The following is a 12,599-nucleotide window of genomic DNA, read 5'->3' as shown; positions in this document are numbered from 1 at the left end:
TTGAACAGTACTATTGATTTGGGTGATTAAGGATTAAAAGACAGATGGACCGTAGGAGCGAAGCTTGCTCGCGAAGGCGTTAGGTCAGTCGCTTTCAATGTTGAAGACATGACGCCTTCGCGGGCAAGCCTCGCTCCTACAGTTACCGGGGTTCAGCTCAGCGCTTTTTCAATCGCATGAATGACCGTCGGATCATCCGGCGCCGTACGCGGCGAAAACCGCGCCAGCACACGCCCGTCTTTGCCTAGCAGGAATTTCTCGAAGTTCCAGGTAATGTCCCCCGGAAACTCCGCGCCCTCGCCCGCCAGCAGCCGGTACAACTGATGACGATCGTGACCGTTGACTTCCAGCTTGCTGGACAACGGAAAGGTCACGCCATAGTTGAGGCTGCAGAAATCCTGGATCTCTTGCTCGGTGCCCGGTTCCTGCCCGGCAAACTGGTTGCACGGCAAGCCCAGCACGCTGAAGCCTTTGTCCTTGTATTGCTGGTAGAGGTTTTCCAGCGCAGCGTACTGTGGGGTCAAGCCACATTTGGAGGCGACGTTAACCACAAGCACGACGTGCCCCTTGAGGGGTGCCAGCGGTAGCTCCTGTCCATCCAGGGCTGTCAATTTAAGGTCGTGAAAAGCACTCATGACGAACTCCAGATTCCCGTGTTCTACTCGAAACAGCCACTTGGCGATGTCGCCAGGGACAGCCGCGGACTAAAAAGGCGCCCCGCGGGCGCCTCTCCAGTTCTCTGAGCTTAGCGCAGAAAATCAGTGGTGATGGCCACCTTCGCCATGGACGTGACCATGAGCGACTTCTTCCTGGCTGGCGTCACGGATGTCGATGATCTTGACCTGGAAATTCAGGCGCTGACCGGCCAACGGGTGGTTGCCGTCGACGGTGACATCATCGCCGTCCAGATCGCGGATGGTGACGATCTGCATTTGGCCGTCCGGCGCGGAAGCGTGGAACTGCATGCCCACTTCCAGTTCGTCGACGCCTTCGAACATGCTGCGGCTCAGGGTGCTGACCAGTTCGGCAGCGTATTCGCCGTAAGCATCTTCAGGTTCAACGGCCACGGTCAGCTCGTCGCCGACTGCTTTGCCTTCCAGTGCCTTTTCCAGGCCCGGGATGATGTTACCTGCGCCTTGCAGGTAGACCAGCGGCGCGCCGCCGGCGGAACTGTCGATGACCTCACCAGCGTCGTTGGTCAGGGTATAGTCGATGGAGACAGCCTTATTGGCGGCGATCAGCATGGGGCGAGACCTTTTGCATAAGAATGAAGAAAGGCCAAGTTTAGCGAAGCAATCGTCCGAAAGCGAACACAACCCGGACAGACGGATCGCGACGAAAGGCTCGACGGTCACAGGTTTCCATCAGGATGAGGACGGGCATTGGGTGGCCGAGCTTTCCTGCGGCCACACTCAGCACCTGCGTCATCAGCCACCGTGGCAATCGCGCGCCTGGGTCCTGGACCCCGCGCAACGTATCGAAAAAATAGGCCAGCCCTTTGATTGCGGTTGGTGCGCACAAGGCTCGGTTAGCGATAACCTTGGCGACTGAATTTCGGTAGACGGCCAGTCATAGGTCTTCACCATTGCCATGCTCCCTTAGAGAATCCGCATGCAAACTTTTTTTATCGCGCCCACCGATTTTGGTGTGGGTCTGACCTCCATCAGCCTCGGGCTGGTGCGCACCCTTGAGCGAGCCGGCCTCAAAGTCGGCTTTTTCAAACCGATTGCCCAGCCGCACCCAGGTGACACCGGCCCGGAACGCTCCACCGAACTGGTGGCGCGCACTCACGGTTTGAAACCGCCCCAGCCACTCGGCCTGGCTCACGTCGAGCGCATGCTCGGCGACGGTCAGCTGGATGAGCTGCTCGAAGAAATCATCACCCTTTATCAGCAAGCCGCCGTCGGCAAGGACGTGCTGATCGTCGAAGGCATGGTCCCGACCCGCAGCGCCAGTTACGCCGCACGGGTCAATCTGCATTTGGCCAAGAGCCTCGATGCCGAAGTGATCCTGGTCTCGGCTCCGGAAAACGAAGTGCTGACCGAACTGTCTGGCCGGGTGGAATTGCAGGCGCAATTGTTTGGCGGTCCGAAAGACCCGAAAGTCCTCGGCGTGATCCTCAACAAGGTCAAGACCGAAGAAAGCATGGAAGCCTTCGCCTCACGCCTGAAAGAGCATTCGCCGTTGCTGCGCAGCGGTGATTTCCGCTTGCTCGGCTGCATCCCGTTCCAGCCGGAGTTGAACGCGCCGCGCACCCGCGACGTGGCCGACCTGATGGGCGCGCAAATCCTCAATGCCGGCGATTACGAAACCCGGCGCATGACCAAAATCATCATCTGCGCCCGCACCATGCGCAACACCGTGGAGCTGCTCAAGCCCGGCGTGCTGGTGGTGACGCCCGGCGATCGCGACGACATCATCCTCGCCGTCAGCCTCGCCGCCATGAACGGCGTGCCGCTGGCCGGCCTGTTGCTGACCAGCGACACCCTGCCCGACCCGCGCATCATGGACCTGTGCCGCGGCGCGTTGCAGGCGGGCCTGCCGGTGTTGTCGGTGAGCACCGGCTCCTACGACACCGCCAACCAGTTGAACGGTTTGAACAAAGAAATCCCGATCGACGACCGCGAGCGTGCGGAAATCATCACCGACTTCGTCGCCAGCCATCTGGATGCCGACTGGCTGCACCAGCGTTGCGGCACCCCGCGTGAGATGCGCTTGTCGCCCGCGGTGTTCCGTTATCAATTGATCCAGCGCGCCCAGGCCGCCAACAAGCGCATCGTCCTGCCTGAAGGCAGCGAGCCGCTGACCGTGCAAGCGGCAGCGATCTGTCAGGCGCGCGGCATCGCCCGTTGCGTGTTGCTGGCGAAACCGGAAGACGTCGAAGCCGTGGCCCGCGCTCAAGGTATCGAGTTGCCGCCGGGGCTGGAGATTCTCGACCCTGACCTGATTCGCGAGCGCTACGTCGAACCGATGGTTGCACTGCGCAAAAGCAAAAGCCTCAACGCGCCGATGGCCGAGCAGCAATTGGAAGACACCGTGGTGATCGGCACCATGATGCTCGCGCTGGATGAGGTCGACGGCCTCGTGTCCGGGGTCATTCACTCCACCGCCAACACCATCCGCCCTGCCCTGCAGCTGATTAAAACGGCGCCGGGCTGCACACTGGTGTCTTCAGTGTTCTTCATGCTCTTTCCTGAAGAAGTGCTGGTCTACGGCGACTGCGTGATGAACCCGCACCCGAGCGCCAGCGAACTGGCCGAGATCGCCCTGCAAAGCGCTGACTCGGCGGCAGCGTTTGGCATTATCCCGCGCGTGGCGATGATCAGTTACTCCAGCGGAGAATCGGCCAGCGGCGAAGAAGTCGAGAAGGTTCGCGAAGCCACGCTGCTCGCCCACGAACAGCAGAACTCGCTGCTGATCGACGGCCCGTTGCAGTACGATGCCGCCGCCAACGAAACCGTGGCCCGGCAACTGGCGCCGAACAGCCAGGTCGCCGGTCGCGCGACGGTGTTTGTGTTCCCCGACCTGAACACCGGCAACACCACGCACAAAGCCGTGCAGCGCAGCGCCGATTGCGTCAGCCTCGGGCCGATGCTGCAAGGCCTGCGCAAACCGGTGAACGACCTGCCGCGCGGCGCGCAAGTTGATGACATCGTCTACACCATCGCGTTGACCGCGATTCAAGCTGCCAACCGACCTATGGATCTTTAAATGCTGGCTTTTCTACCTGCACCCGTGCGCGGCGTAATCGCCTCGCTGCTATTGGCGCTGAATACCATTCTGCTGTGCTCGTTCCTGTTCTGCGTGGCAATTTTCAAAGTGTTGCCCTTCGCCCTCGCCCAGCGTTTCACGCTTTGGCTGATGAGCCATACCCATGAAGCCTGGATCAGCAACAACAAGGCCTGGATGAACCTGGTCTGCCGCACCCGCTGGCACCTCAGCGGCCTGCAAGGGCTGGATTATCAACACTCCTACCTGATCACCAGCAACCATCAAAGCTGGGTCGACATCATGGTGTTGCAATACGTACTCAACCGGCGCATCCAGCCGCTGAAGTTCTTCCTCAAACAGGAACTGATCTGGGTGCCGGTGATTGGCCTGGCCTGGTGGGCGCTCGGCTTTCCGTTCATGAAGCGCTACTCCAAGGCCTATCTGGAAAAGCACCCGGAGAAGAAAGGCAAGGACCTGGAAACCACCCGCAAGACGTGCGACAAGTTCCGCAATAACCCGGTGGGGATTTTCAATTTTGTCGAAGGCACGCGCTTCACTGAAGGCAAGCATGCGCAGCAGAAATCACCGTTCAAGTACCTGCTCAAGCCCAAGGCCGGCGGCATTGCGTTTGTGCTGGATGCGATGGGTGAACAGCTTGAATCGATCGTCAATGTGACCATTCATTACCCGGCCGGGCGTCCTGGGTATTGGGATCTGCTGTGCGGGAACGTTGCGGACGTAGTGGTGCATTTTCAGGAGCTGAAGATTCCGCCGCAGTTCATTGGCAAGAACTACGACCAGGACGGGGAGTATCGATTGCAGTTTCAGGGCTGGATCAATCAACTGTGGGAAGACAAGGATGCGCTGTTGGCGCAGATGCACCGCGAATATCCCGATAAACACTGACCTACTGTGGGAGCCAGCCTGCTGGCGATAGCGGGTTCACATTCAGCAGATTTATTGCCTGAATCACCGCAATCGCTAGCAGGCTAGCAGGCTAGCTCCCACAGTTGACCGAGTTGACCCACAAAAAAACCCGCCGATGATCACTCATCGGCGGGTTTTTTATTGGAGCGGCTAACGCTTAGATCGCACCACGCGTACGCAGCAGATCCAGCACTTGCTTGACGCTTTCTTCCAGCGACAGCGACTGGGTGTCGACCACGAGGTCGGCGTCCAGCGGCACATCGTACGGGAAGGAATCGCCCGGGATGTTATCCCCGGCCGCCGCGTACAGACCTTGCGGATCACGCTCGGCACAGACCGTCGGCGAAGCCTGGACGTAGACCGTCAGCAGACGCTCCTTGCCGATCAGTTCCTTGGCCTGCTCACGCCCTTCAGCACTCGGCGCAACAAACGCCGCCAGGGTCACCAGGCCGGCTTCGTTGAACTGACGCGCAACGTGCGCGGCACGACGCCAGTTCTCGGTACGCCCGGCGCGATCCTGTGGCAGACCTTTGTTCAAGTCGTGACGCAGGTTCTGGCCATCGAGTACAAACACCGCACGGCCCATGTCGAACAGCTTGCGTTCAACCGCGTAGGCCAGGGTGCTTTTGCCCGCGCCCGACAAGCCGCTGAACAACACGGTGGCCGGTTGTTGGCCGAAACGCTGAGCGCGTTCTTCGGTGGCTACGTGCGCGAGTTTGCCGTGGTGCGTGCTGCCGCCATGCGCCAACGGCTGAGCGATGATCATGCCGGCGGCAACGGTGCCGTTGGTCAAACGATCAATGACGATGAACGAACCGGTGGTGCGGTTACTGGCGTAACCGTCCAGCGCGATCGCGGTGTCGAGGCTGACCTTGACCCGACCGATCTCGTTCAGTTGCAATGCGCTGGCAGGACCTTCTTCCAGGGTGTTCACGTCAACGCGATTAACGATGCTGGTGATCGAACCCGGCACGTAACTCGTGGCGCGTTTGATGTCGTATTTCTTGCCCGGCAGCATCGGCTCTTCGGCCATCCACACCAGCATGGCGTCGAAGGCGTCGGTCACTTGCGGCAGGTTGTCGGCGTGCACCAGCAAGTCGCCGCGAGAGATGTCGATCTCGTCTTCCATGGTCAGCGTTACAGCCTGACCTGGACCGGCGTGCTCCAGCTCACCTTCGAAGGTGACGATGGATTTCACACGGCTGCTCTTGCCCGACGGCAGCACAACGACTTCATCGCCCTTGTGCACGACGCCGCTGGCCAGGGTGCCGGCGAATCCACGAAAGTTCAGGTTCGGACGGTTGACGTACTGCACCGGGAAACGCAGGTCGGTGTAGTTGCGGTCGTTGGCGATCTCGACGGTCTCGAGAATTTCCATCAGCGACTGACCGGTGTACCACGGCGAGCGCTCGGACTTGTTCACCACGTTGTCGCCCTTGAGCGCCGACATCGGCACGAAGGCCATGGTGGTCGGCTTGAAGGCGATGCCCTCGGCGAACTTCAGGTAATCGGCCTTGATCGACTCGAAGACGGTTTCGTCGAAGCCGTTGAGGTCCATCTTGTTGATGGCGACAACGATGTGCTTGATGCCCAGCAACGAGGCGATGAAGCTGTGGCGACGGGTCTGGGTCTGCACGCCGTAACGGGCGTCGACCAGGATGATCGCCAGGTCACAGGTGGACGCACCGGTGGCCATGTTGCGGGTGTACTGCTCATGACCAGGGGTGTCGGCGATGATGAATTTGCGTTTGGCTGTAGAGAAATAGCGGTACGCGACATCGATGGTGATGCCTTGTTCACGCTCGGCCTGCAGGCCGTCGACCAGCAAAGCCAAGTCGATGTCTTCGCCGGTGGTGCCGACTTTTTTCGAATCGCGGGTAATGGCTTCCAGGTGATCTTCGTAGATCATCTTGGAGTCGTGCAGCAGGCGCCCGATCAGGGTGCTCTTGCCGTCGTCGACGTTGCCACAGGTCAGAAAGCGCAGCATTTCCTTGCGTTCGTGCTGGCCCAGGTAGGCGAGGATGTCCTCGCTGATCAAATCAGATACGTGACTCATTGCATTCGAGCTCCAAGCTGTAAGCTTCAAGCGGCAAGCTTGTCGGCGTACAGCTACTCAGAAATTTTGTTGATCAAGCCGCATAGCATTCTTGAAAGCTCGCGGGTTTCTGTAATCCAATCGTCAGCCAAAGGATCAGCGATGTAGGCAATTTCACGGCCGATGAGGATCTGAGTTCGTAACTCACCACACGAGGCTTTTGCCACCCAAAGAAAATGTGCTTTTTCCTTGGCGCCGCAACGCTCCATCCCTTCAGCAATATTGGAAGGCGCCTACAGTGCGGAGCGGGTAATTTGATCCTTGAAGCCAAAGTCCCCACACCGCGCAAACTCTCGATAGATCCTCACCGCCAAACACTTGCTTCTCTGCCAGACAATCAGCTTCCCGAAATCCATTGCGAGTCATCCGACAACGGCTCGCAGCAACCGGCCACAAGCACCAAACTACGACGTTACGCATACCGCCTTTAACTTGCAGCTTGCCGCTTGTAACTCAAAGCTTAAAAATACCCCTGACGTTTCTTTTCTTCCATCGAGCCTGCGCCATCGTGGTCGATGACCCGGCCCTGGCGTTCGGAAGTTCGCGTCAGGAGCATTTCCTGAATGATGTCGGTCAGGCTGGTGGCCTCGGACTCGACCGCACCGGTCAGCGGGTAGTCGCCGAGCGTACGGAAGCGGACCTTTTTCTTGACGATGCGCGCCTTGTCTTCATCGCTCAGGTGATTGAGCAGGCGTTCGTCATCGATCATGATCCAGGTGCCATTCATCTCGATGACGTCGCGCTCGGCGGCGAAATACAGCGGCACAATCGGGATGCCTTCGAGGTAGATGTATTGCCAGATGTCCAGTTCGGTCCAGTTCGACAATGGGAATACACGAATGGATTCGCCCTTGTTGACATTGCCGTTGTAGACGTTCCACAGCTCTGGACGCTGGTTTTTCGGGTCCCAGCGGTGCTTGGTGTCGCGGAAGGAATACACGCGCTCTTTGGCACGGGACTTCTCTTCGTCGCGGCGAGCGCCACCGAAAGCGGCGTCGAAACCGTACTTGTCGAGGGCTTGTTTCAGGCCCTCGGTTTTCATGATGTCGGTGTGCTTGGCACTGCCGTGGGTCAGCGGGTTGATGCCCTGCGCGACGCCATCGGGGTTCACGTGCACGATCAGGTCCAGGCCGAGCTCTTCGACCATGCGGTCGCGGAACGCGTACATTTCCTTGAACTTCCACCGGGTGTCGACGTGCATCACCGGGAACGGCAGTTTGCCCGGGAAGAATGCCTTGCGCGCAAGGTGCAGCATCACGGCGGAGTCTTTACCGACGGAGTACAGCATCACCGGGTTATCGAACTCGGCGGCGACCTCGCGGATGATGTGGATGCTTTCGGCCTCCAGCTGTTTCAGATGCGTCAGTTTGTCGACCATGGCTACTCACGAAAACGATCTTATGGACGGCCAGCGGGCCGTGTTCGAGCGGGGAATCCTAGCACAGCGACCTCTTCTAATCAGGACGCGGGCTAGATCGAAAGGGTATATGAATATACCCCCTCGTTTGGGCGCCGAGACCTTGTAGGAGCGAGGCTTGCCCGCGAAGAACGATAACGCGGAGTACCTGACACACCGCGTTATCGTTCTTCGCGGGCAAGTCGGATCGCCGCACCGCTCGCTCCTACAGGGAGCTGTGTTGAAATTCAGATCGGATTCGGGCAATCGATGAAGATGTGCTCGAGGGCAAACCGGCGGGCCAGGTAATCACCCAATGCCTGCACACCGTAACGCTCGGTCGCATGGTGGCCGGCGGCGATGAAGCTGATGTCGTTTTCCCGGGCACTGTGGAAGGTCTGCTCGGAGGCTTCACCGCTGAGGTACAGATCGACACCGGCCAGCACCGCCTGGTCGATATAACCCTGGCCGCCACCGGTGCACCAGCCCACGCGGCGAATCATCTCGCTGCCTTCAATCAACAGCGGCTCGCGGCCCATGACTTCCTGCACACGACGGGCGAAATCACGGGGCGTCATCGGTTCGTTCAACGAGCCGACCAGGCCGACCACTTTAAGGTTGTCCGGATCCAGCGGGCCTTCGACCGTGATGTCGAGCTGACGCGCCAGTTGCACGTTGTTGCCGACGTCCGGGTGCAGATCCAGCGGCAAATGATAGGACAGCAGGCTGATGTCGTGCTTGAGCAGGGTTTTCAGCCGACGCTGCTTCATGCCGGTGATGCACGGGTTCTCGCCCTTCCAGAAATAGCCATGATGCACCAGCACCAGATCGGCCTGGGCTTCAACGGCGGCGTCCAGCAATGCCTGGCTGGCGGTGACGCCACTGACGATGCGCATCACCTGCGGCCGGCCTTCGACCTGCAAGCCGTTGGGGCAGTAATCGGCAATCTTGGCACTGTTAAGGTAGCGGTCGGCTTCTTCGACCAGTGTGCTCAGGGCGACGGCCATAAAAGACTCCTAAATATCCCGTTCAGAGGCGAGCTGCGCCTCGTATAATGCGCGACATTATGGGCGGTCTCATACCGCCTGCAACCTTTCAGGACGTGCTTAATGCTCAAGGCGCTGCGTTTTTCCGGCTGGCCGTTGTTGGCCGGCGTGCTTATCGCTTTACTGATCATCCAGCGTTTTCCGGAGTGGGTCGGGCTGCCGAGTCTCGACGTCAACCTGCAGCAAGCGCCGCAAAGCACCACCGCGCAACAAGGTCCAGTGTCCTATGCCGACGCAGTGACCATAGCTGCGCCGTCGGTGGTGAACCTGTACACGACCAAAGTCATCAACAAACCAAACCATCCGTTGTTCGAAGATCCGCAGTTCCGCCGCTTCTTCGGCGACAACTCGCCGAAGCAGAAGCGCATGGAGTCGAGCCTGGGTTCGGGCGTGATCATGAGCCCGGAAGGTTATTTGCTGACCAACAACCACGTTACTAGCGGCGCCGACCAGATTGTGGTCGCGCTCAAGGATGGTCGCGAAACCCTGGCCCGCGTAATCGGCAGCGACCCGGAAACCGACCTCGCGGTCCTGAAGATCGATCTGAAAAACCTGCCGTCGATCACCGTCGGCCGCTCCGACAACATCCGCATCGGTGACGTCGCCCTCGCCATCGGCAACCCGTTCGGCGTCGGCCAGACCGTGACCATGGGCATCATCAGCGCCACAGGGCGTAACCAGTTGGGCTTGAACAACTACGAAGATTTCATCCAGACCGACGCCGCGATCAACCCCGGCAACTCCGGCGGTGCGCTGGTGGATGCCAACGGCAACCTGACCGGCATCAACACGGCGATCTTCTCCAAGTCCGGCGGCTCGCAAGGCATCGGTTTTGCGATCCCGGTCAAACTGGCCATGGAAGTGATGAAGTCGATCATCGAACACGGCCAGGTGATTCGCGGTTGGCTGGGCATTGAAGTGCAGCCGTTGACCCAGGAACTGGCGGAATCGTTTGGTCTGTCGGGGCGCCCGGGCATTGTGGTCGCGGGGATTTTCCGTGACGGCCCGGCGCAGAAGGCCGGCCTGCAACTGGGTGACGTGATTCTCAGCATCGACGGCGAACCGGCCGGCGATGGTCGTCGTTCGATGAACCAGGTCGCGCGGATCAAACCGACCGACAAGGTCACGATTCAGGTGATGCGCAACGGCAAGGAGCTGAAGCTCACCGCTGAAATCGGCCTGCGTCCGCCACCAGCGCCGGTCAAAGAAAAAGAAGAAAACTGAAGCCAGCCCGAGGATCTCGGGCTAACAGCAGACATTCTCATTAGGCATGTTATATTGTTTCAATATCTCTATTGGAACAAAATAACATGTCGTCTCGAACAATGGCCTCCGTGGCAAGTCTTGCCCTTGGCCTGCTGGGGGATCCGGTCTTCGCCGAAGAGCCCGGCACCCTCGAACTGGAGGCGATCAGCGTCACCTCCGACTACGAATCGCCCTCCGGCCCGGTCACGGGTTACCGCGCCACGCGTTCTTCCAGCGCGACCAAAACCGACACCGCGATCCGCGACATCCCGCAATCCATCAGCGTCATTCCTGTCAGTGTGCTCAACGACCTGGGCAGCACCAGCGTCGAGCGTGCCCTGGATTTTGCCGGCGGCGTGTCGAAGCAGAACAACTTCGGCGGCCTGACGCTTTACGAATACAGCGTGCGCGGTTTCACCACGTCGGAGTTCTACAAGGATGGCTTCAGCGCCAACCGTGGTTACCCGAGCACGCCGGACGTGGCCAACATCGAGCGCATCGAAGTGCTCAAAGGCCCCGCCGCCAGTCTCTATGGACGCGGCGATCCGGGCGGCACGGTCAATATCGTCACCAAGAAACCCCAGCCCGAAGCCTTCACCACCCTGCAAACCAGCGCCGGCAGTTGGGATCGCTATCGCACCGCCCTCGACGTCAACACGCCGCTGGATGACGACGGCAATGTGTTGTCCCGAGTGAACCTGGCCGTCGAGGACAACCACAGCTTCCGCGATCACGTAGACAGCCAGCGAGTGTTCGTCGCGCCCTCCTTCAGCTGGCAACTGAACCCGGACACCAGCCTGTTGGTGGAAAGTGAATTCGTCCGTCACAGCTCCACGTTCGATCGCGGCATCGTCGCGCCGAACAACACGTGGAGCGGCGTTTCTCGTTCGACCTTCCTCGGCGAACCCAATGACGGCAACATCGATAACCACAACAACCTGCTGCAAGCCGCGCTCGAACACCATCTCAACGACAACTGGAAACTGCGCCTGGCCAGCCATTACAAGGAGGGCAAACTCTGGGGCTACGCCTCGGAAAACCGCCCGCTGAACGCCGACGGCCACACTCTCAATCGACGTTATCGTGAGCGCGATACGAACTGGCACGACAGCATCACCCAACTCGAATTGCGCGGTCTGTTCGACCTCGGCAGCTGGCAGCACGAACTGCTGATGGGCACCGAGTACGAGAACTTCCGCAAAAACGAACGGGTCACCACCATTGCCGGCGGCCCCTACGCCATCGACATTTATCAGCCGGTCTACGGCCAGCCAAAACCCAACGGCACGCGCTCCGGCACTGACTTGTTTGAACACGTGGAAAGCCAGGCGCTGAACCTGCAGGATCAGATCGTCTTCACCGACAAACTGCGCGGCATGCTCGGTGCTCGCTTCGAACACTTCGAGCAAAGCATTCACGATCACAGCCGCGGCGCCACCAGCCGCCAGAGCCACGATGCGTTGACCCAGCGAGCGGGCCTGCTCTATCAGCTGACACCCGAAGTCGGGCTGTTCGCCAACGCGTCCACCTCGTTCAAACCGAACAACGGCCTGGACGCCGGTGGAAAATCCTTCGACCCGGAAGAAGGCGTTGGTTACGAAGTCGGGATCAAGAGCGAGCTGTTCGACGACCGCTTGAGCACCACCCTCGCCGCCTTCCATATCGAAAAGGAAAATGTCCTCGCACTCGACCCGCGCACGGACACCAGCCGCGCCATGGGCAAGGCTCGCAGCCAAGGATTCGACCTGCAAGTCACCGGGCAAGTGACCGACGCCGTGCGGGTGATCGGTGCCTTCGCCTACATCGACGCCGAGGCCACTCAAGGCGACAAGGTGATTCCCACCGGCAGCCGAATCCTCGGCGTCGCCAAACGCAGCGGCAGTCTGTTGGGCGTTTATGAGTTTCAGAATGGCCATCTGCGCGGCTCCGACGTGGGCGCGGCGTTCACTTACGTCGGCGATCGCTCGGGCGAATCCGGCAGCGATTTCGAGCTGCCGGCCTACCACACCGTCGACCTGCTGGCCCATTACAAGGCCAGCGAAAACGTCACTGTCGGCCTGAACCTGAACAACCTGTTCGACGAGAAATACTACGAGCGCTCGTACAGCAATTACTGGGTCAACCCCGGTGAACCGCGCAATTTCACCGTCAGCCTCACACTCAATCTGTAAAAGGAAGT

General features: G+C 59.6%; 10 protein-coding genes and 1 pseudogene. 5 read left to right on the top strand and 6 right to left on the bottom strand.

What is annotated here, in order from left to right; genetic code table 11:
• Nucleotides 1–152: 152 nt before the first annotated feature.
• Nucleotides 153–635, bottom strand: a complete 483-nt coding sequence (locus ACYZT6_RS02235) for a glutathione peroxidase (RefSeq protein ID WP_462025530.1) — start codon at nucleotides 633–635, stop codon at nucleotides 153–155.
• 123 nt (nucleotides 636–758) lie between these two features.
• Nucleotides 759–1,244 carry an FKBP-type peptidyl-prolyl cis-trans isomerase gene (locus ACYZT6_RS02230; RefSeq protein WP_045061434.1) on the bottom strand — a complete coding sequence of 162 codons (486 nt, stop codon included), beginning with the start codon at nucleotides 1,242–1,244 and terminating at the stop codon, nucleotides 759–761.
• Between ACYZT6_RS02230 and ACYZT6_RS02225 the strand changes: the two genes are divergently transcribed.
• From ACYZT6_RS02225 to ACYZT6_RS02215, 3 genes are read left to right on the top strand one after another with little or no spacing between them, the layout of a single operon-like run.
• Entirely contained in the window at nucleotides 1,213–1,551 is a 339-nt protein-coding gene (locus ACYZT6_RS02225; RefSeq protein WP_462025529.1) for a DUF3565 domain-containing protein, read from the top strand. The two genes, ACYZT6_RS02230 and ACYZT6_RS02225, sit on opposite strands and share 32 nt — an antisense overlap.
• Before the next feature lie 60 nt (nucleotides 1,552–1,611).
• Nucleotides 1,612–3,711 (top strand): phosphate acetyltransferase, encoded by a 2,100-nt coding sequence (gene pta / locus ACYZT6_RS02220; protein ID WP_438658248.1) that lies wholly within the window; start codon nucleotides 1,612–1,614, stop codon nucleotides 3,709–3,711.
• The gene (locus ACYZT6_RS02215) at nucleotides 3,712–4,617 is read left to right on the top strand and encodes an acyltransferase (protein ID WP_462025528.1); all 906 of its coding nucleotides are present in this window, start codon (nucleotides 3,712–3,714) and stop codon (nucleotides 4,615–4,617) included.
• Between the two features lie 178 nt (nucleotides 4,618–4,795).
• Here the strand turns inward: ACYZT6_RS02215 and cysN are convergent, their stop codons facing one another.
• From cysN to ACYZT6_RS02195, 4 genes and pseudogenes are all read right to left on the bottom strand, one after another.
• Entirely contained in the window at nucleotides 4,796–6,694 is a 1,899-nt protein-coding gene (gene cysN, locus ACYZT6_RS02210) for a sulfate adenylyltransferase subunit CysN (protein WP_462025527.1), read from the bottom strand.
• Nucleotides 6,695–6,747: 53 nt separating this feature from the next.
• Nucleotides 6,748–7,089 (bottom strand): annotated as a pseudogene (locus tag ACYZT6_RS02205) (four helix bundle protein).
• Nucleotides 7,090–7,193: 104 nt separating this feature from the next.
• Entirely contained in the window at nucleotides 7,194–8,111 is a 918-nt protein-coding gene (gene cysD / locus ACYZT6_RS02200; RefSeq protein WP_090175435.1) for a sulfate adenylyltransferase subunit CysD, read from the bottom strand.
• A gap of 266 nt (nucleotides 8,112–8,377) precedes the next feature.
• Nucleotides 8,378–9,136, bottom strand: a complete 759-nt coding sequence (locus ACYZT6_RS02195; RefSeq protein WP_462025526.1) for a Nif3-like dinuclear metal center hexameric protein — start codon at nucleotides 9,134–9,136, stop codon at nucleotides 8,378–8,380.
• Nucleotides 9,137–9,238: 102 nt separating this feature from the next.
• On the opposite strand from ACYZT6_RS02195, the gene algW reads away from it, so the two are divergent.
• Both algW and ACYZT6_RS02185 read left to right on the top strand, forming a co-directional pair.
• On the top strand, nucleotides 9,239–10,399 hold the full coding sequence (gene algW, locus ACYZT6_RS02190) for a Do family serine endopeptidase AlgW (RefSeq protein WP_131061192.1): 1,161 nt from the start codon (nucleotides 9,239–9,241) through the stop codon (nucleotides 10,397–10,399).
• Nucleotides 10,400–10,485: 86 nt separating this feature from the next.
• Nucleotides 10,486–12,591, top strand: coding sequence for a TonB-dependent siderophore receptor (locus ACYZT6_RS02185; RefSeq protein WP_462025525.1), 2,106 nt, complete (start codon nucleotides 10,486–10,488; stop codon nucleotides 12,589–12,591).
• The last annotated feature ends 8 nt before the right edge of the window (nucleotides 12,592–12,599 follow it).

This window comes from Pseudomonas sp. RT6P73, from assembly GCF_054897715.1.
The sequence above is the reverse complement of the archived record's forward strand: the minus strand, read 5'-3'. Positions and strand labels throughout refer to the sequence as shown.